This window comes from Parvibaculum indicum (genome assembly GCF_011762095.1).
In the GTDB taxonomy this organism is placed as follows: domain Bacteria; phylum Pseudomonadota; class Alphaproteobacteria; order Parvibaculales; family Parvibaculaceae; genus Parvibaculum; species Parvibaculum indicum.
Map to the genome: position 1 here is coordinate 60,038 of NZ_JAASQO010000008.1, position 18,664 is coordinate 78,701.

The 18,664-nt window shown below is 62.1% G+C and carries 17 protein-coding genes, 1 pseudogene and 2 riboswitches; of the genes and pseudogenes, 10 read left to right on the forward strand and 8 right to left on the reverse strand.

The genetic code is table 11. From position 1 onward, the window contains the following. Window positions 1–24: 24 nt before the first annotated feature. Window positions 25–229, forward strand: a riboswitch (cobalamin riboswitch). Window positions 230–345: 116 nt separating this feature from the next. The 3 genes from cobW to cobO are packed head-to-tail and all read left to right on the forward strand — an operon-like array spanning window position 346 to window position 5,785. Beyond that, window positions 346–1,401 carry a cobalamin biosynthesis protein CobW gene (gene cobW / locus FHS78_RS11130; protein WP_167094215.1) on the forward strand — a complete coding sequence of 352 codons (1,056 nt, stop codon included), beginning with the start codon at window positions 346–348 and terminating at the stop codon, window positions 1,399–1,401. Further along, the gene (cobN, locus tag FHS78_RS11135; protein WP_167094217.1) at window positions 1,401–5,165 is read left to right on the forward strand and encodes a cobaltochelatase subunit CobN; all 3,765 of its coding nucleotides are present in this window, start codon (window positions 1,401–1,403) and stop codon (window positions 5,163–5,165) included. The genes cobW and cobN overlap by 1 nt, the downstream gene beginning before the upstream one ends. Further along, window positions 5,165–5,785: a cob(I)yrinic acid a,c-diamide adenosyltransferase gene (gene cobO / locus FHS78_RS11140; RefSeq protein WP_167094220.1), complete on the forward strand. Its 621-nt coding sequence runs from the start codon at window positions 5,165–5,167 to the stop codon at window positions 5,783–5,785. The genes cobN and cobO overlap by 1 nt, the downstream gene beginning before the upstream one ends. Here the strand turns inward: cobO and FHS78_RS11145 are convergent. Beyond that, on the reverse strand, window positions 5,782–6,537 hold the full coding sequence (locus FHS78_RS11145) for an ABC transporter substrate-binding protein (RefSeq protein ID WP_167094222.1): 756 nt from the start codon (window positions 6,535–6,537) through the stop codon (window positions 5,782–5,784). The genes cobO and FHS78_RS11145 overlap by 4 nt on opposite strands. A gap of 214 nt (window positions 6,538–6,751) precedes the next feature. Here FHS78_RS11145 and FHS78_RS11150 point away from each other — a divergent pair, with 214 nt between their 5' ends. The 7 genes from FHS78_RS11150 to FHS78_RS11180 all read left to right on the forward strand — a co-directional run bounded on the left by FHS78_RS11150 (window position 6,752) and on the right by FHS78_RS11180 (window position 13,838). Then, the gene (locus FHS78_RS11150; protein WP_343041963.1) at window positions 6,752–7,774 is read left to right on the forward strand and encodes a FecCD family ABC transporter permease; all 1,023 of its coding nucleotides are present in this window, start codon (window positions 6,752–6,754) and stop codon (window positions 7,772–7,774) included. A gap of 45 nt (window positions 7,775–7,819) precedes the next feature. Beyond that, window positions 7,820–8,016: riboswitch (cobalamin riboswitch) on the forward strand. Between the two features lie 164 nt (window positions 8,017–8,180). Then, window positions 8,181–10,082, forward strand: coding sequence for a TonB-dependent receptor plug domain-containing protein (locus FHS78_RS11155; protein ID WP_167094223.1), 1,902 nt, complete (start codon window positions 8,181–8,183; stop codon window positions 10,080–10,082). Window positions 10,083–10,143: 61 nt separating this feature from the next. Continuing rightward, the gene (locus FHS78_RS11160; protein WP_167094226.1) at window positions 10,144–10,722 is read left to right on the forward strand and encodes a DUF7676 family protein; all 579 of its coding nucleotides are present in this window, start codon (window positions 10,144–10,146) and stop codon (window positions 10,720–10,722) included. Further along, window positions 10,715–11,590 (forward strand): ABC transporter substrate-binding protein, encoded by an 876-nt coding sequence (locus FHS78_RS11165; protein ID WP_167094228.1) that lies wholly within the window; start codon window positions 10,715–10,717, stop codon window positions 11,588–11,590. Before FHS78_RS11160 ends, FHS78_RS11165 begins: the two co-directional genes overlap by 8 nt. Next, window positions 11,577–12,611, forward strand: a complete 1,035-nt coding sequence (locus FHS78_RS11170) for a FecCD family ABC transporter permease (protein WP_343041964.1) — start codon at window positions 11,577–11,579, stop codon at window positions 12,609–12,611. Before FHS78_RS11165 ends, FHS78_RS11170 begins: the two co-directional genes overlap by 14 nt. Next, entirely contained in the window at window positions 12,608–13,408 is an 801-nt protein-coding gene (locus FHS78_RS11175) for an ABC transporter ATP-binding protein (protein ID WP_167094230.1), read from the forward strand. The genes FHS78_RS11170 and FHS78_RS11175 overlap by 4 nt, the downstream gene beginning before the upstream one ends. Window positions 13,409–13,418: 10 nt before the next feature. Beyond that, window positions 13,419–13,838, forward strand: a complete 420-nt coding sequence (locus tag FHS78_RS11180) for a DUF1636 domain-containing protein (RefSeq protein WP_205305288.1) — start codon at window positions 13,419–13,421, stop codon at window positions 13,836–13,838. Between the two features lie 72 nt (window positions 13,839–13,910). On the opposite strand, the gene ureG is transcribed toward FHS78_RS11180, so the two are convergent. The 7 genes and pseudogenes from ureG to FHS78_RS11215 all read right to left on the reverse strand — a co-directional run. Next, window positions 13,911–14,555 (reverse strand): urease accessory protein UreG, encoded by a 645-nt coding sequence (ureG, locus tag FHS78_RS11185; RefSeq protein WP_167094232.1) that lies wholly within the window; start codon window positions 14,553–14,555, stop codon window positions 13,911–13,913. Next, window positions 14,552–15,298 carry an urease accessory protein UreF gene (locus FHS78_RS11190; RefSeq protein WP_246220456.1) on the reverse strand — a complete coding sequence of 249 codons (747 nt, stop codon included), beginning with the start codon at window positions 15,296–15,298 and terminating at the stop codon, window positions 14,552–14,554. The genes ureG and FHS78_RS11190 overlap by 4 nt, the downstream gene beginning before the upstream one ends. Beyond that, window positions 15,225–15,710 carry an urease accessory protein UreE gene (locus FHS78_RS11195; RefSeq protein ID WP_167094234.1) on the reverse strand — a complete coding sequence of 162 codons (486 nt, stop codon included), beginning with the start codon at window positions 15,708–15,710 and terminating at the stop codon, window positions 15,225–15,227. The genes FHS78_RS11190 and FHS78_RS11195 overlap by 74 nt, the downstream gene beginning before the upstream one ends. Before the next feature lie 11 nt (window positions 15,711–15,721). Further along, the gene (gene ureC / locus FHS78_RS11200) at window positions 15,722–17,431 is read right to left on the reverse strand and encodes an urease subunit alpha (RefSeq protein WP_167094236.1); all 1,710 of its coding nucleotides are present in this window, start codon (window positions 17,429–17,431) and stop codon (window positions 15,722–15,724) included. A 10-nt stretch (window positions 17,432–17,441) separates the two neighbouring features. Continuing rightward, complete coding sequence (locus FHS78_RS11205) at window positions 17,442–17,747, reverse strand: urease subunit beta (protein ID WP_167094244.1); 306 nt, start codon at window positions 17,745–17,747, stop codon at window positions 17,442–17,444. Window positions 17,748–17,758: 11 nt separating this feature from the next. Then, window positions 17,759–18,346: a HupE/UreJ family protein gene (locus FHS78_RS11210; RefSeq protein ID WP_167094246.1), complete on the reverse strand. Its 588-nt coding sequence runs from the start codon at window positions 18,344–18,346 to the stop codon at window positions 17,759–17,761. 13 nt (window positions 18,347–18,359) lie between these two features. Then, window positions 18,360–18,659 (reverse strand): annotated as a pseudogene (locus tag FHS78_RS11215) (urease subunit gamma); the annotation flags it as partial. Window positions 18,660–18,664 lie beyond the last annotated feature (5 nt).

Sequence of the window (18,664 nt, forward strand, 5' to 3'; positions counted from 1 at the left end):
TTGACACCAAAGGGGGGATGGTTTACCAGCAAATGGCTTCCAGGTGGGCGAAAACGCCTAAACGGGAACACGGTGCGCGCGCAATCGCAAGGCCGTGGCTGCCCCCGCAACTGTAAGCACCGGCCGGGATAAAGTCGTCACGATCGCCACTGGGAAACCGGGAAGGCGGCGGCGAAGCCCGGAAGAAAACGGTGCAAGCCAGGATACCGGCCTGAAGCCTGATGAACACCGTAGAGCCCGGGCGGGGCGAAACGGCGCACGGGTTTCTGTTGCCTGCTCCATGGAGCGGTATCCGACTTCGGAAATCCCCGCCATTCCTGTCCGATGCATCACGCGAGGCATGGAATGAGCGAAACAGGCGAACCTCTCGGCAAGATACCTGCAACCGTTGTCACGGGCTTTCTCGGCTCCGGAAAGACGACGCTGATCCGTCACCTGCTGCAAAACGCGGGCGGGCGGCGCATTGCGCTCATCATCAACGAATTCGGCGATGTCGGCGTGGACGGCGATTTGCTGAAGGGCTGCGGGGAGGAAACCTGCGGCGAGGACGATGTGGTGGAGCTCGCCAATGGCTGTATCTGCTGCACGGTGGCAGACGATTTCCTGCCCACGATGCAGAAATTGCTGGAGAGGCGACCGCTCCCCGACCACATCGTGATCGAGACCTCAGGCCTCGCCTTGCCGAAGCCGCTGGTGAAAGCCTTCAACTGGCCGGAAATCCGCACGCGGGTAACGGTCGGCGGCGTCATCACGCTGGTCGATTCCGCCGCGCTGGCGGAAGGCCGTTTCGCAAGCGACGAAGCTGCCGTGGACCGGCAGCGCCAGGCCGACGAGATGCTGGACCATGAAAGCCCGTTGGAAGAGCTTTTCGAGGATCAGCTTCTCTGCGCCGACATGGTCATCATGAACAAGGCCGATCTCGTCGAACCGGGAAAACTCGACCAACTGGAAAACGGCTTGCGGGAAGAAGTACGCCCGAGCGTGAAATTTCTCCGTTCCGAAAACGCCGCTGTCAGCGCGGACGTCCTGCTGGGACTTTCCTTCGCAGTGGAAGGAGACCTCGATGCGCGTCCTTCCCATCACGACGCGGAAGACGATCACGACCATGACGATTTCGAAAGCTTCGTGGTGGAAGCGGGCGAGATTGCCGATGCCGGTTCTTTGGCGAATGCGCTCCGGCCGGTGCTGGAAACGCACGACATATTGCGGCTGAAAGGGTTTGCTGCCGTTGAGGGAAGCGGAATGCGGCTTGCCGTTCAGGCGGTCGGCCCCCGCATCCAGCATTATTTCGACCGGGACTGGCAGGAGGGTGAGGCGCGACGCTCGCGCTTTGTCGTGATTGGTGAAAAGGGAATAAACAAGGCCGAGACCCGCGATGCATTGCGCGAGGCGATCGGCTGATGCATCTGCTCGCGGTCCAGCCCGGCGACATTTCGGATGGCTCCGAGGCGGTGGACCTCGGGCAGACGGCGGGGGATATCGTCGTTCTGTCGGCGGCGGATTCCGACCTCGCATCGCTGGTGGCCGCGCGCAAGACGCTGGGGGAGAATTTTCCCGAACTGCGCCTCGCCAATTTCCTGCAGCTTCAGCACAATCTCTCTGTCGACCTCTATGTGGAAAACGTGATCGAGAATGCGCGTTTCGTCTGCGTAAGGCTCCTCGGCGGATCGCGCTACTGGCCTTACGGATTGTCGGAAATCCGGCGTGTCTGCGCCGAACGCGATATCCCGCTTGCCGTGGTGCCGGGTGACGACAAACCGGACGGCGAACTCGCTTCCTGGTCCAGTGTGGCGGACGAGTGCTACACGCGGCTCTGGTCCTATCTGGCTTATGGCGGTGTCGCGAACGCCACGAGTTTTCTGCGCTACCTGCACGCACTCATCGACCCCGCCGAAGGAGGCGACTGGCAGGAGCCGGCACCGCTGCTCAATGCCGGGCTTTACTGGCCGGGTCTCGACCGGCCTTCCATGAACGATATCCGGGCGCAATGGATGGAAGACGCGCCCGTGGCGCTTGTCACTTTCTACCGGTCGCTTGTCCAGTCGGGCACGACGCAACCGGTAGATGTTCTTGTCGACGCGCTGCGCGGACAGGGCCTCAATCCGCTCCCCGTTTTCGTCCAGAGCCTGAAAGATCCTTTTTGCGAGACCCTGCTGGAAGAGCGCATGGACGAGGTGAAACCCTCGGTCGCACTCAACCTGACGAGCTTTGCCGTTTCCGTGCCGGGGCGGCAGCGCCGCGCCTCCGTGCTGGAAAAGGCGGATTGTCCCGTGCTGCAGGTGGTCCTTTCCTCGCAGAATGAGACCAAATGGCGCGAAGGGCTGAGCGGGCTTTCTGCGCGCGATATCGCCATGAACGTGTCCCTGCCCGAAGTCGATGGACGGATCGTCACCCGTGCCATCGGTTTCAAGGCCGAGATGGAATTCGACAGCACGGCGCAATGTCCGGTGGTGGGCTATGGCTGCGTGGAAGACCGCGTCGCCTTTGTCGCCGCGCTGGCTGAAAGATGGGTGCGGCTTGCCGCGACGCCCGTCGCCGAAAAGAAGGTGGCGGTCGTTCTCGCCAATTATCCCAATCGGGACGGCCGTATCGGCAATGGCGTCGGCCTCGATACGCCGCAGAGCACGCTCGTCATGCTGCGCAGCATGAAGGCGCAGGGATATACGACCGGTGTCCTGCCGGATGACGGCAATGCACTGATGAAGGCCTTGATCGAAGGGCCGACCAATGCGCTGAAAGGACGGGCGGATCGGGCAGGCGGCATTGGGCTCGATCTCGATACCTATCGGCGTTTTTTCGAAACCCTGCCGGACAAAGTCCGCGCGGATGTTGTCGCGCTCTGGGGCGCGCCGGAGAACGACCCCTTCGTTTCGGGGGCGGGGGATCAAAAGCAATTCCGTCTGCCGGCCATCGAATACGGCAATGTGGTTGTCGGCATTCAGCCTGCGCGCGGATACAATATCGATCCCAAGGGCACCTATCACGATCCGGACCTTGTGCCGCCCCACAGCTATTTCGCCTTCTATTTCTGGCTGCGGGAGGCGTTCGGGGCTCATGCCGTAATCCATATGGGCAAGCACGGCACGATGGAATGGCTGCCCGGCAAATCCATCGCCCTGTCGGAAAACTGTTTCCCCGATGCGGTGTTCGGTCCTTTGCCGCATCTCTATCCCTTCATCGTCAACGATCCGGGCGAGGGGACGCAGGCCAAGCGGCGCGCGCAGGCCGTCATCATCGATCACATGACGCCGCCGCTGACGCGAGCGGAGATTTACGGTCCCTTGCGCAATCTCGAAGCGCTGGTGGACGAATATTACGAAGCCGCCAATGTCGATCCGCGGCGCATGGAACTTTTGCGCAAGGAGATACTGGACCTCGCCCGTTCCGCCGGGCTCGACCGGGATTGCGGCTTCGATGAGGACGCCGGCGAGGACGACGCTCTTTCCAAACTCGACAATTATCTCTGCGAGTTGAAGGAAATGCAGATTCGCGACGGGCTGCATGTCTTCGGCCGTTCGCCCACGGACAGGCTGAGAACGGATACGCTGGTCGCCCTGACGCGCACGCCGCGCGAGGCAGGGGAAGGCGAGGACGCTTCCCTCCTGCGCGCGCTCGCCGCCGATCTCGAACTCGCCGGCTTCGACCCGCTTGATTGCGAACTGGGCGATTTTTACGGGGGCCCGAAGCCCGACCTGTTGGGGACGCGCGCCGGGGGCGTCTGGCGCAGCAATGGCGACACGCTCGAGCGGCTGGAAGCGCTCGCGGCGGCTCTTGTGTCGGGCGGAGAAAACTGCCCCCCGGACTGGCCGGCCACGGCGCAGGTGCTGCGCGGCATCGAAACGACGATAGCCCCCGATCTGGCGGCTTGCGGCGAGGCGGAACTCGCCGCCGTGCTTCGCGGTCTCGACGGGCGTTTCGTCATGCCGGGGCCGTCCGGCGCGCCGACGAGAGGGCGGCCCGAAGTTCTGCCGACCGGCCGGAACTTCTATTCGGTGGACAGTCGCGCCGTGCCGACACAGACGGCCTGGACGCTGGGCTGGCGCTCGGCGCAATTGCTGGTAGAGGATTATCGCCAGCGCCACGGAAAATGGCCGGTGGCGATGGCGCTCTCGGCATGGGGCACCTCGAACATGCGCACCGGCGGCGACGATATCGCGCAGGCTCTGGCGTTGATCGGCGCGCGCCCGCAATGGGACTTGTCCTCGGGCCGCGTGACGGGCTTCGAGATCTTGCCGGTCGCAAAGCTCGGCCGCCCGCGCGTCGATGTGACGTTCCGCATATCCGGCTTTTTCCGCGACGCCTTTCCCGCGCAGACGGACCTTCTTTCCTCCGCTTTCCGAGCTGTCATGCGACTCGAGGAAGACGAGGCCGACAACCCGCTGGCCGCGCGCTACGCCCGCGAGGTGAATGAGAAAGTGGCGTCGGGAGTGGACCGCGCCGACGCGGAAAAGGAGGCAGGCTTCCGGGTCTTCGGTTCGAAGCCCGGCGCCTATGGCGCGGGACTTCAGGTGCTGATGGATGAAGGCGTCTGGGACAGCAAGGCCGATATCGCCGAGGCCTATCTTACCTGGGGCGCATACGCCTATGGCGAAGGTGCGGAAGGCGAAAACGCCCGCCGGAGCTTCGAGGCGCGCCTGAGCGGCGTCGATGCCATCGTGCAGAACCAGGACAATCGCGAGCACGACCTTCTCGACTCCGATGACTACTACCAGTTCGAGGGCGGCATGGCCGCGGCCGTGGCGGAGCTGAAAGGCGCCGAGCCGGTGATCTATCACAACGATCACTCGCGTCCCGAAACGCCGAAGGTCCGGACGCTCGCCGACGAGATCGGCCGCGTCGTTCGCGCCCGCGCCGCCAATCCCAAATGGGTCGAGGCTGCGATGCGCCATGGCTACAAGGGTGCCTATGAGATGGCGGCGACGGTGGACTATCTCTTCGCCTTCGCTGCCTCCACGAGCGCGGTCGCCGATCACCATTTCGATCTCGTCTTCGATGCCTATCTGGGCGACGAAACGGTGCGGGACTTCCTGTGGGAGAACAATCCGGATGCGATGCGCGAAATTGCCGATCGGTTCGACGAGGCCATTCGGCGCGAGCTGTGGCGCCCGCAGCGCAATTCGGTCGCCGCGACACTCGACACCCTTTCCTCACAAAGGAGCGCTTGATGAGTAAGGTTCTGACAGAAGAAGAACGCACCGCCCGCCATAATGAAAAAATGAAAAAGAAAAAGGCCGCCCATGACAGGATCGTGGCGGGCAAGACGGCCGAGAAGGGTCTCGTCGCCGTGCATACCGGCAAGGGGAAGGGCAAGTCCACTGCGGCGATGGGCATGGTTTGCCGCGCCATCGGGCATGGCATGAAAACCGGCATCGTGCAGTTCGTGAAAGGTGCATGGGAAACGGGCGAGATGACGGTGTTCGAGGCTTTTTCCGATCTCGTCGAGGTTCATGTACTGGGCGAAGGCTTCACATGGGATACGCAGGACAGGGAAGCGGACGTTGCCGCCGCCCAGCGCGCCTGGGCCCAGGCAAAATCCATGATCGAGGATCCCGCCTACCGCATGGTGCTGTGCGACGAACTCAATATCGTTCTGCGCTACGACTATCTGCCGATGGATGAAGTTCTGGAGACGCTTCGGAACAAACCGGCCGACACGCATGTCATCATTACCGGCAGGAATGCGAAGGAAGAACTGATGGAGGTCGCCGATCTCGTGACGGAGATGAAGGAGATCAAGCATCCTTTCCGGGCGGGCATAAAGGCGCAGGCCGGTATCGAATTCTAGCCGTCCGTCGTCCGGACGCGGGAGATGGCGTGTCGCAGAAAATCGACCGCCGCGGGAAACGACGGCCCGCCGCACACCGTCAATGCGGAGGGCATGCGAATGACCTGCTCCTTTCTGAAAAGGCGCTTGAGAACCGGATGATGAAGAACCTCGGAGCCGATGTCACCTTTACCGAGCGCTTCCGTGTCGAGAATGAGGAAGTCGGGGCGGGTGACTGCCAGTTCCTCCAGCGAGATGCGCGAAATGGAAGAACGGCCGAGCTTTTCCGCTTCATTGCGCAGGCCCGCATATCGCATGACATGGGAGATTATGCTTTTGGAGCCGGAGATGTAGCCCCTTCTCTGGTAAACGAGCGCGCTCGGCGCATCGCCCGGAAGCGGCGCGGCCGAAGCCGCCTTTTCGATCTGCCCGATCAATTCGCGCGCCCGCGCCGGCGAGCCGAGAATGTCGCCCATCCGGCGCGTCTGCTCGGCCATCTCCTGCGCGGTATTGGTACGTTCGATTTCGACGACCTTGTATCCGAGGCGCCGCAACATGGTTTTCGTGTCGGTATCGCGAAAGCGGCTGCCGATGATGAGGTCGGGGTCGAGTTTGATGATGGCTTCCGCCGCGCTGGGAACCGTGGGGAATGCTTCGGCCCTGTCGGCGAGGAAGGATATGCCCGGATCTTGCGCAAAGGTCGTCAGCGCCGCGATCCGGGACGGGTCGGCGAGGGCCAGCAGATATTGGTCGGCACAAAGGTTCAGCGACACGATCCGTTGATATGTCTCCGCCTGCGCGGGGCGTTGCGTGACGGTGGTAAGACAGGCAAGGAACAGGACATGAAATGTAAAACGGTTTAGGCGCACGCCGCGTCTCTTTCTTTCGTCGATACCGGATACACCGGTGTTCTTATCACAATCCCGGGACACTTGACGTGACGGGATGCTCTGTCAATGAGCTGGGCCGATCTGGACGAGGTCTGTTGTGTCTATCGCGCAATCTGCAAGTGAACGTCGAAACATCAAGCGGCTGCCCGTCTGGGCCGTTCTCATATCATTCCTTGTCATTGTCGGGCTCGGGGCGCTGCTCGTCGGGCCTGTGTCGATATCGCCGGGCGAGGTGCTGCTTGCATTGGCGGGGCAGGCGACCGAGGTCCATCGCGCGATCGTTCTGGAAATCCGCCTGCCACGATTGCTGCTCGCCATGGGGGTGGGGGCGACACTGGCCATGGCAGGCGCGGTCCTTCAAGGGTATCTGCGAAATCCGCTGGCCGACAGCTCCGTACTCGGATCGTCGAATGCGGCGGCTTTCGGCGCCGTGATCGCGCTCTATTTCGGATATGCAAACCGGTATCCGCTGATCCTCCCCGGGCTCGCCATCGGTATGTCGCTTCTCGCATTGTCCTGCGTATTCGGCATGATGCGCCGCCGCGTTACCGCAGTGGCGCTTATTCTCGCGGGGCTCGCCGTCGGATCTCTGGCAGGCGCATGCATATCGCTGGCGCTCAATCTGTCGTCGAATCCCTTCGCCATGTCGGAAATAGCGTTCTGGCTTCTCGGGTCGCTCGAAGACCGGAGCATGATGCATGTCGGGCTCTCGCTGCCCCTGATGATGATTGCCTGGGCGATTTTCTACAGCCAGCGCAATGCGCTCGATGCACTCGCTCTGGGCGAAGAGGCGGCGGAAAGCATGGGAATCCACATGCGCAGGTTGCAGGCCTGGATCGTGCTCGGCGTGTCCATTGGTGTCGGCGCGGCGGTCGCGGTGAGCGGCGCCATCGGATTTGTCGGCCTGGTCGTCCCCCATCTTCTTCGGCCGGTGGTTGGGCACAGGCCCTCGCGCTTGCTGCTTCCTTCCGCGATAGCGGGGGCGTTGTTGCTGACTTTATCGGACAGTTTCGTCCGTCTGCTGCCGACGCCGAGCGAGTTGCGACTGGGTGTGGTCACGGCTTTCTTCGGCATTCCCTTTTTCATTTATCTCCTGATGCGGCAGAGACGAATGTTCTGAAAAAATATCACCTTAAAAGACTGTTGCCCGACATATGCCTCATATGTAATGTGCCGCGCAGGTAGTGCCCGCAAGGGATAAAAGGGAATCCGGTGAGCCGAGATTCGGCAAATCCGGGACTGTACCCGCAACTGTGATCGGGGAGCCCACCGTAACAAGCCACTGAAGCGTCATGCTTTGGGAAGGCACGGTCAGGGCGATGATCCGAAAGTCAGGAGACCTGCTGCCTGCGTCGCCCCCCCTTTGGCCGGGATTAGCCGAAGGAGCGGAAACCCGTAGTGGCGACAACCGTAACTGGGTTGAGCGCAGGGGATTCCGCGGCGGGCTATGCCGTGTCCGAAATTGTGAACTTTGTGCTCACCCGTTGGTCAATCGGGGGCTTAGGCCTGCCTAACGGGGTGAGATTATGCACCAGACTGTTTTCCGCCGCGCGCTGATGGGCGCGACGGCCCTTGCCTGTATCGCATTGGCGATGCCGGCGCATGCACAGGACGATACCGACCGGGACACGGACGGGATCATCGTGACGTCCACCAAGATACCCACCCAGATCGAAAAGACGGGGTCTTCCATCTCCGTCGTGACGAAAGAGGAGATGGAAGAACAACAGACGCGCCAGGTGCTCGATGCGTTGACTACGACGCCGGGCATCTCCGTCTCGCAGTTCGGCGCGAAAGGTACCGACTCCACCGTGCGTATGCGCGGCATGCCCGGACATTATACCTCGGTTCTCATCGACGGCGTGGAAGTGTCGGATCCGAGCCGTTCCCAAACGGCTTTCGACTTTTCGCAGCTTCAGACCGCAGGGATCGACAGGATCGAGGTTCTGCGCGGCTCGCAGAGCGTGCTTTACGGGGGCGAGGCCGTTGCGGGTGCCGTCAACATCGTGACAGAACGCGGGCGAGGTGACATCAAGGGCAGCGCTTTCGGCGAAATCGGCAGCTATGACACCTACCTTGTAGGCGGCGGCGTGCGCGGCGGCTTCGACGACGACCGCGGAGGCATCAACGTCAGCGCGCAATATCTCGATACGAGCGGTTTCTCCGCCGCGGACGAAAATTTGCCCGGCAACAGCGAGGGTGAAGACTACGACAATTTCTCGTCGCTCGGTCGACTGGACTATCAGCTGACGGACCGTATCGGCATCAAGGGCAATTTTCGCTACGCGGAAGGAACCCTGAACTATGATGCGTCCAGCGGTCCCTATGGCGACGATCCCGATGTGGGCGACGACTACCTCCAGTACTCCGGCCGAGGGGCGGTCACCTTTGAAACCAAAGACCGGTTCTTCGTGGGCGAAGCGGGCGTCGCCTACAGCTATTCCAAGCGCGACGGCTTCGATAACGGCGCTCCGGCCTACTACTATGTCGGCGAGAGAGTGACATATGACTTCCAGGGAACGCTCAATTTCGACCCGGACAATATCATCATCGTCGGCGTCGAGCGGAACGAAGAGAGCTATGAATCCGATACCAGTCCGGCCGGTGTCGATATCTGGACGAACGCCTTGTTCGGGATGTACCAGTTTAGCCCCGTCGAGAACCTCTTCCTGTCGGTAGGCGCGAGACTGGACGATCATGAAGCCTACGGAACGCATGATACCTATCGGGGGACGGCGGCCTATCGTTTCGCCGATACGGGAACCACGATCCGCGGAAGCTACTCGACCGGTTTCCGAGCCCCGAGCCTGTTCGAACTCTATGGCAGGTGCTGCGGCGACCCGAACTTCGGCAACCCGAACCTGACGCCGGAGGAAAGCAAGAGCTGGGACGCAGGGATCGACCAGTCCTTGTTCGGCGGCGATATGTTCCTGTCCGTCGCTTACTTCAATATCGATACCGAGAACGCAATCCAGTTCGAGGGCGTATACGGCACGATGACGCCGAACTATTTCAACAAGCCCGGCGAGTCGCGCTCGCGTGGCGTTGAAACGAGTGCCGATTGGATGGTGAACTCCGATCTGCGCGTGAACGTCGCCTATACCTGGAACGTCGTGCAGGATGCGACCGGGGAGCGCTACGACAACGCACCCCGCCACAGCGTCAATTTCAATGTGAACTACGCGCTGTTCGATGGACGCGGGAATGTCAACCTCAACGTCCTTCATCGGATCGACACGCGCGATAGGAGCAACAGCGTGCGTCTCGACGATCCCTTCGTCGTCAAGCTCGCCGCGCGTTACAGCCTGCTCGACAATCTGGATGTCACGGCCCGTATCGAGAACCTTCTCGATGACGAGTACCAGACGGAATACGGCTACGGCACGTCCGACCGTGCCTTCTATGCCGGTCTGACCTATCGGTTCTGACGAGAGCGGGCGGGCGCTGTTTGCGCCCGCCCCATTTTTTACCGCGGAAGGAGAGAGCAACATGCAACCCACCCCGAGAGCGGAAAAGAAGAACGAGGAAGGACGCGTCGTCGAGCATATCTGGTCGCTTCCCGTCGAAGAGGCGTTTCTGGAAAAGCTGCTGCGCGACGCCTTCGAAAACCACTATCACGAGCTGACGTTCGGTCCGCTCATTCCGGGCGCGGCCTATGAACTGAAATGCCCGGGCAAGCCCGAACGCGTTTCCATGGGCGGCGGCTATATGACCATTCACTGGGGGCGGGGCGGCCATTTCCATCTTTGCCTGGGAACCAATTACGGCTCCGCGCAATCGCCCAACCAGCCGGAACTCATCGTACAGCGTCGCCCGAGTCGGGCGGAACTTTATCGCGGGCTCGACAAGGAAGGGAACCCGGTCACCTGGGGGTTCCGTATGTTCAACGGCGATGCGACGCCGCAGATCACGCTCTTCTTCCCCAATCCCTTCATCTCGGACGAAGACCGGATCGCCGATAAGCCGGATTGGTCCCGCCTTGCCATGTGGGAGAAGTTCCTGCCTGCCTATACGGGGTGCGAGCCGGACGGGCTCGACCGAAAAGGCAAGGGGTTCGGGAGTGGCTGAACGGGCCCTCATATGGCCGGGGCTCTGGCTTGTCCTGTTCTGCTGGGGAGCGGGCGCTGCCTGTGCGGCGGGCCCGCCTAAGGTCGCTTCCGTTTCGCTTTGCGGCGACCAGTATCTGATGATGCTGGCCGACCCGGGACAGGTCGTGTCGCTGAGCCATCAGTCCATGTCGCCCCTGTCTTATGTGAAGGAGCGAGCGGCCTCCTTTCCACGGAACCGCGGATCGGTCGAGGAACTGATCCTCTCCGATGTCGAGCTTGTGGTGCTGAATGCCTATGGCGACACGCAACTGAAACGCATCCTGCGGAAATTCGGGATCGACTATTTCGAGTTGCCGCTCGGCGAGACCATCGGCGATGTCGAAGAGACGGTGATTGCCCTGTCGCAAAAGCTCGGGCGCGAAGCCGAAGGACACCGTCTGGTCGGGCGGATGAAGAAGCGCGTGGAAGCGGTTTCGCGCAGCGCGCAGGGCGGGGCACAACCCGTTGCGCTCTACTTTCGTTCCGACGGCGGCGGCGCAGGGGCCGGCACCTTCGTGGATGACGCCATTCGCGCCGCGGGTTTTCGGAACCTGCAACGCGATCTCGGCAAGAAAGGCTGGGGGACGCTTCCTCTGGAACAGGCGGTCATGACGCCGCCCGATGTTTTCGTCACCAGCTTTTTCGACACGCCTTACCAGTCCGTGCGGGGGCTGTTCCGCTACAACCCGGTCTTCTGGGAGCTGGCGCAGAAGGGAACGCTGGTTCAGGTTCCCGGCAAGTTGTGGCCCTGCTCGAGCCCGCTTCTTGTGAACGCGGTGGAATTCCTCGCCCGTGCGCATCGGGAAACCGGATCAAATGATAGGGAGATGAGCCGTGACGGCGGATAGTCTTACCATGCGTCTCGCAAGCCGCCGCCGCGCGAACTGGCAGTTGAACGCCGCGCTGGGAGCGCTGTTGCTTGTGCTGTTTCTCGTCTCGGTCGGCATCGGTTATGTGTCCTTGTCGCTGGGCGATACGCTCGCCGCCCTGACGGGAACGGCGGGGGAAAAACTGCAGACGATCGTCTGGGAACTTCGCCTGCCGCGCACGCTGCTGAGCATGGCAATCGGCAGCGCGCTGGGGCTAGCCGGCGCCGTGCTGCAGGGGCTGCTGCGCAACCCGCTCGCCGAGCCGGGTATTATCGGCATCAGTTCCAGCGCGGGGCTCGGCGCGGTGATCGCGCTCTATTTCGGGTGGAGCATGGCCTGGCCGCTCGCCCTGCCGGCCAGCGCGATGGCAGGGGCGGCGATAGCCACGATCATTCTCTATATCGTCGCGGCGCGCTCCGGCAGTGTGTTGACGCTGATCCTTCTGGGCGTCGCGATCAGCGGCTTTGCGATTTCGCTGTCGTCGCTCGCCATGAACCTCTCGCCCAATCCCTGGGCGGTGTCGGAAATTCTCTTCTGGCTCATGGGCTCGGTGAAGGATCGCAGCTTCTACGAGGTCAATCTTGCGCTGCCCTTCATCCTGATCGGCTCGGCCGTGTTGATGTCCTCGGGCCGCGCGCTCGATGCATTGAGCCTTGGCGAGGAAGGGGCGCAAAGCCTTGGCGTGGATCTTCGCCGCCTGCGGGTCCTGGCCATTGTCGGAACGAGTGCCGCGGTGGGAGCGGGCGTCGCCGTCGCCGGCACCATCGGTTTTGTCGGGCTTGTCGTGCCGCATCTCCTGCGCCCTGTAACGGGCCATATGCCGAGCCGTCTGCTGCTGCCCAGCGCACTGGCCGGGGCCTGTCTTCTCACAGCCGCCGATATCGGCGTCCGGCTGCTGGCCAACAGCGGGCCAGAGCTTCATCTGGGCGTGGTGACGTCGCTGATCGGCGCACCCTTCTTTTTCTATCTTCTGTTCAAGGTCGGAGGGTCGATGCGATGACGGAGATCGCAGTAGAGAAGGTCGGCTTCTCCATCGCGGGTAAGAAAATCCTGAGCGATATCGACTTCACCGTCGATGAAGGCCGGTTGATCGGCCTCATCGGGCCGAACGGCGCCGGCAAGTCGACGCTGGCCCGGCTGATCGCCGGGCTGCAGCCCGCGGGCGGGGGAAGGATTCGCCTCGATGGGGAGCCCGTCGGCGACATCCACCGCAAGATACTGGCCCGCCGCATCGCCTATATGCCCCAGGGTCATGTGGTGCACTGGGCGCTGGATGTGTTTCAGGTCGTGGCGCTCGGGCGCATTCCCCACCTCGGCCCTTTGTCTTCCATGGCCGAGGCCGATGCGGCCGCCGTCCAGCGCGCGATCGACAAGGCGGACATAGAACCGTTCCTCGATCGCGACGTGAGTACGCTCTCCGGCGGCGAACGGGCGAGGGTCATGCTGGCGCGCGCCCTGGCCGTGGAAAGTCCGGTGCTGCTGGTCGACGAGCCGATTGCCTCGCTCGACCCCTTTCACCAGATCAAGGTGATGAACCTCCTGCGCGACATTGCCGGGGAAGGACGCCTTGTCATCGTCGTGCTGCACGATTTGCCGCTCGCAGCGCGTTTCTGCGAACGCCTCCTGCTGCTCAGCGATGGCAGGCTCGTCGCGGACGGAGAACCGAAAGACGTATTGAGCGAACCGAATCTGGAAGCTGCCTATGCCATCGAAGGGCTGCACGGGCGCAATGCGGGCGAGGACTATGTGCTTCCCTGGCGCTGCCTGGAACATGGTGCAAAATCCGACCCGGTGTGAGGAGTGAGCGATGCCGATGCAAAGCGTTGAGAGAGAGGCGTCCATCGTCGTGTGCAGTACGTGCCGGCATGACGCGGATAATCGCGAGAATGAGAAAGGCGAGCGTGGCGGCGAGTTGCTGTACCGCGAACTCGAGGCACTCGCAGGGCAAGCTGAAGATTCCTCGGGCCGTGTCTCGCTGCAACGCATGCCCTGTCTCTTTGCCTGTTCCCGCTTCTGTACCATTCATCTCAGGGCACCTGGCAAGATCGGCTATGTTCTCGGCAATTTCACGCCCGACCGCGAATCCGCGGAGGCAATCCTCGCTTTCTTCCGCGCCTATCGGGAAAGCGAGGAAGGAATCGTGCCCTTCCGCGGATGGCCGGAAGGCGTGAAGGGCCACTTCATCGCCCGCATGCCGCCCGAAGGATATGTCCTGGAGTCGGGCTGACAGGACTTTCAAGGCGGGCGGTTCATGAAGACATCGTGGCCAGACAGAGAAGCCGCCTCCGCGCATAACTCCCTATTGCTCGTGTTGCATCTGGGAAACGATTTCGAGCCCGCCATGTCGGATGATGAAGTCGGCGATGAAATCGATGCCTTTGCCCGACTTCATATTGGTGAAGACATAGGGTCGCTCGCCGCGCATGCGTTTCGTATCGGTATCCATCACCTCAAGTGAAGCGCCGACGAATGGGGCAAGGTCTGTCTTGTTGATGATGAGGAGATCGGAGCGTGTGATGCCCGGACCTCCCTTCGACGGAATTTTCTGACCGCCGGAAACATCGATCACGTAAAGCGTGAGATCGGCAAGTTCCGGGCTGAACGTGGCAGCGAGATTGTCCCCACCGGATTCGATCAGGATCAGGTCAAGATTCGGAAAGCGCTCGCACATATCGGAGACGGCGGCGAGGTTGATGGACGCGTCCTCGCGGATTGCGGTGTGCGGGCATCCGCCGGTTTCCACACCCATGATGCGCTCCTGCGGCAGCGCTCCGGTGCGGGTCAGTATTTTCGCGTCCTCCTGCGTGTAGATGTCGTTTGTGATCGCGCAGATGTCGTATGCATCGCGCAGTTTCTTGCAGAGTGCTTCCATGAGAGCGGTCTTGCCGGAACCAACCGGGCCGCCAATGCCCACACGCAGCGGGCCATGGGGGGATGTACTCATGTGCGGAACAACCTCGTATATTGGGTTTCATGTTTCATCGCGGCCATGTCGGCTATCAGCGCCGAACTGCCGAGATGGGTGAGGTCGAGGCGTTGGGCCTCTTGCGTGAGATCGTCGATTGTCGCTTCGAGAGCGATCATGGCGCGCTGACCATCCGTTTGGCCGAGTGGCACGAGGCGCAACCCTGCCGAGATGAGATTGGCCGCAAAAGCATGCAGATAGGCGCCGAGCGCGGGCTCCAGCGCGATGTCGTGATCGAAGGAAGCGACAGCCACCGCAAAGGGATAGGGAACGGGAATCCGGTTTCCCGCCAGCAGCCGGTCGAGCGTCGGGCTCGTCCATGTACGTCGCGTGATGTCGCAAAAGGCGCGTCCTTGTGCGTGGGTTTCAAGCTGACGCTCCGCGCTGCCGGTGAGGGCATTTCCATGGTCTCGCACGTCCCGAAGGCTCTCCATGTCCGGCTGCGCGGCGGCGTGCCAGGCGCAGGCAAAAAGAATGGCGTCGTTTCGCCCGCTGCCCCGCAGGAGGATGTCTTCGATCCATTCGATCATGCTGCCGCAACTCCGAATGGAACCGTCTTCGACCAGCCATTCGAGTCCGTGTGAATAGGAAAACGCACCCACCGGATAGGAAGGCGAAAGCCAGGCCATCAGGCGGTAGAGCGCGCTGCTATCCATGCGAATGGCCATGTTCATGATGAGAATGACCGTGGTCGTGCCCGGATACCGGGATATGCGCGCCATAGGCGCCGCCTTCGGGATTGAAGGGGGCCTCGAGCATTTCCAGCTTGCCGCCGAGGCCTTTCACCATTTCCGCGATCACATGGTCGGCACGGATACGCAAAAAGCCTTCGCCGATTTCCGCGGCGAGATGCCGGTTGCCGATATGCCAGGCCATGCGCGCCAGATGCAGCGCATCCCGGCATCGTATTTCCATCAATGCTTCAGGCGCCGCGCTGACCGCGATCACCTCGCCTGACGTCAGGCGCAGCGCATCGCCATCACGCAGATCCGGCACATCGGGAAGATCGAGCAGGAAGCCGACCCCGCGTTCCGTGGTCAGCGCAATCCGCCGCCGGTGCCGGCCCTCATAGTCGAGCACCACGCGGTCCGCAATTTCGCCGGTCCAGTCTTTGATGATTTCATGCGCTCTCATTCGGGGTCTCCTCAGAAAAGGAAGTAGCGCTGGGCCATGGGAAGTTGTGTGGCAGGCTCGCAGGTGATGAGTTCGCCATCGACGCGCACTTCATAGGTCTCGGGATCGACCTCGACTTGCGGCATGAGAGAGTTGTGCACCATGTCGGATTTGGAGACGGTTCGCGTGCCCGAGACGGGGAGGAGCGTCTTTGCGACACCCGTCTTCTCCGCCAGTCCGTCATCCAGCGAGGCCAGCGAAACGAAGGTGACGCTGCTTTCCGTCCTGTTCCGGCCATAGGCGCCGAACATGGGCCGGTAATGCACCGGCTGCGGTGTGGGGATCGATGCATTGGGATCTCCCATGGGCGCAGCGGCAATGCTGCCACCCAGCAGCACCATGGCGGGCTTCACGCCGAAAAAGGCGGGGTCCCACAAAACGATGTCCGCCCGCTTGCCGACTTCCAGCGAACCGACATGCCGGCTCAGGCCCTGGGCGAGCGCAGGATTGATCGTGTATTTTGCGATATAGCGCTTCACACGCGCATTGTCGTTATCGCCGGTCTCCTCCGGCAGCGCGCCGCGCTGACGTTTCATCTTGTCCGCCGTCTGCCAGGTCCGGATCAGCACCTCGCCGACGCGGCCCATGGCCTGGCTGTCGGACGAGATGATGGAGAAGGCGCCGAGATCGTGAAGAATGTCTTCCGCCGCGATGGTTTCCTTGCGGATACGACTTTCGGCAAAGGCGACATCTTCCGGGATCGATGGATCGAGATGGTGGCACACCATCAGCATGTCAAGATGTTCTTCCAACGTGTTCGCCGTATAGGGCCGTGTCGGATTGGTGGAGGAGGGGATGACGTTCGGCAGGCCGCACACCTTGATGATATCCGGTGCATGGCCGCCGCCCGCGCCTTCGGTGTGATAGGCATGGATGGTGCGGTTCTTGAAAGCGGCGATCGTATCTTCCACGAAACCGCTTTCATTCAGCGTGTCCGTATGGATCATGACCTGAACGTCGAATTCGTCGGCGACGCCGAGGCAGCAGTCGATGGCGGCAGGCGTCGTGCCCCAGTCCTCATGCAACTTGAGGGAACAGGCGCCACCGCGCACTTCCTCGATGAGCGCGTCCGGGCGCGACGCATTGCCCTTGCCTGCAAGGCCGATATTCATCGGGAAGGCGTCTATAGCCTGGATCATGCGCATCAGGTGCCACGGCCCGGCCGTACAGGTCGTGGCATTCGTGCCTGTGGCGGGCCCTGTGCCGCCGCCCAGCAGGGTGGTGATGCCGGACATCAGCGCTTCCTCGATCTGCTGCGGGCAGATGAAATGAATATGCGCGTCGATGCCGCCTGCGGTGACGATCTTGCCTTCGCCCGCGATTACTTCCGTGCCGGGGCCGATGATGATGTCGACGCCGGGCTGCGTATTCGGATTGCCGCCCTTGCCGATGGCGGCGATCTTCCCGTCCCGGAGACCGATATCGGCTTTCACGATGCCCCAGTGATCCACGATCAGCGCGTTGGTGATGATCGTGTCCACCGCGCCGCCCGCCCGAGAGACTTGAGACTGGCCCATCCCGTCACGGATTACCTTGCCGCCACCGAACTTCACTTCCTCGCCATAAATGGTGAAGTCCTTTTCCACTTCGATGAAGAGATCGGTATCCGCCAGGCGGACCCTGTCGCCCGTGGTGGGGCCGAACATGTCGGCATAGTGCGCGCGAGAGAGCGTAACGGCCATGATGCGGCTCCTATAGTGGTCCCATGATTTTTTGCTGAAAGCCGTAGACGGTGCGTCCGCCGGAAAGCGGGATCAGCGTCACGTCTCGCGACTGGCCGGGCTCGAAACGGATCGCGGAGCCAGCCGGAATATCGAGCCGCATGCCGAGTGCTTTCTCCCGCTCGAAGAGGAGAGCGTTGTTCACCTCGAAGAAGTGATAATGCGAGCCGACCTGCACGGGTCGATCACCGCTATTGGCAACCGTCAGCATCAGCGTCTCCGCCCCTTCATTGAGGGTGATCTCGCCTGCCGCTGGAATGACTTCACCGGGGATCATGCGTGCCTCCCTCATGCGAAGAACAAGGTCGCGCCCGCGAGCGCAATACCCGCGCCGCCTGCCCGCAGGGCGGTCTCCATCCGCGCGGAACGCGTGGCAAGTCCCGCGCCGATGCCAATTGCGTGAAGAGACGCCGTCGAAACGGCAAAGCCGAGCGCATAGAGACCGGCATTGTGAAGGTGGCCGGCTTCAAGCCCGTGTGCATTGCCGTGAAAGGCCGCAAAGACCGCGATAGCCGCCGATCCGGCCCAGACCGGCAGCGGCGCCGCGCTCGCCACGAGAAGTCCCAGAACCAGGACGGAGGCTGCGATGCCCGGTTCCACCATAGGCAGCGCAAAGCCTGCCATGCCTGCCACACCGCTCACGATCATGATGCCTATGAAGGCGGCGGGAAACGCCCAGAGTGCGCGGCCGCCCCGCTGTGCCGCCCACATGCCGACCGCCACCATGGCGAGGATGTGGTCGAGACCGCTCAAGGGGTGGGCGAGCCCGGCCATCAGCGGCGTGGTGTGAAAGATCGTCGGATGCGCGAAGGCGGCCGTCGGCGAAATGGTGAGAACGAGTGTTGTTGCGGCAAGCAGGCGGGGTTTGCTGTTCATGTCGGACCTCTCAGCGGATCGGGTTGTGAACGGTGACGAGTTTGACGCCGTCGGGGAATGTCGCTTCCACCTGCACGTCGTGAAGCATTTCCGGAATGCCCTCCATGACCTGCTCCGTGCTGAGGACATGCGCGCCGGCTTCCATCAGCTCGGCGACGCTTCTCCCGTCACGGGCGCCTTCGACCACAAAATTGGAGATGAGTGCGATCGCTTCCGGGTAGTTGAGCTTCACGCCCCGCGCGAGCCGCCGTTCCGCGACCTGGGCGGCCATGGCAATCAGGAGTTTGTCCTTTTCTCTAGGGCTCAGTTGCATGAAGA

Coding starts and splice junctions, on each gene's coding strand:
- cobW (WP_167094215.1), top strand. CDS start 346: ATGAGCGAAACAGGCGAACCTCTCGGCAAGATACCTGCAACCGTTGTC.
- cobN (WP_167094217.1), top strand. CDS start 1,401: ATGCATCTGCTCGCGGTCCAGCCCGGCGACATTTCGGATGGCTCCGAG.
- cobO (WP_167094220.1), top strand. CDS start 5,165: ATGAGTAAGGTTCTGACAGAAGAAGAACGCACCGCCCGCCATAATGAA.
- FHS78_RS11155 (WP_167094223.1), top strand. CDS start 8,181: ATGCACCAGACTGTTTTCCGCCGCGCGCTGATGGGCGCGACGGCCCTT.
- FHS78_RS11160 (WP_167094226.1), top strand. CDS start 10,144: ATGCAACCCACCCCGAGAGCGGAAAAGAAGAACGAGGAAGGACGCGTC.
- FHS78_RS11175 (WP_167094230.1), top strand. CDS start 12,608: ATGACGGAGATCGCAGTAGAGAAGGTCGGCTTCTCCATCGCGGGTAAG.
- FHS78_RS11180 (WP_205305288.1), top strand. CDS start 13,419: ATGCCGATGCAAAGCGTTGAGAGAGAGGCGTCCATCGTCGTGTGCAGT.
- ureG (WP_167094232.1), bottom strand. CDS start 14,555: ATGAGTACATCCCCCCATGGCCCGCTGCGTGTGGGCATTGGCGGCCCG.
- FHS78_RS11190 (WP_246220456.1), bottom strand. CDS start 15,298: ATGGCGCGCATATCCCGGTATCCGGGCACGACCACGGTCATTCTCATC.
- FHS78_RS11195 (WP_167094234.1), bottom strand. CDS start 15,710: ATGAGAGCGCATGAAATCATCAAAGACTGGACCGGCGAAATTGCGGAC.
- ureC (WP_167094236.1), bottom strand. CDS start 17,431: ATGGCCGTTACGCTCTCTCGCGCGCACTATGCCGACATGTTCGGCCCC.
- FHS78_RS11205 (WP_167094244.1), bottom strand. CDS start 17,747: ATGATCCCCGGTGAAGTCATTCCAGCGGCAGGCGAGATCACCCTCAAT.
- FHS78_RS11210 (WP_167094246.1), bottom strand. CDS start 18,346: ATGAACAGCAAACCCCGCCTGCTTGCCGCAACAACACTCGTTCTCACC.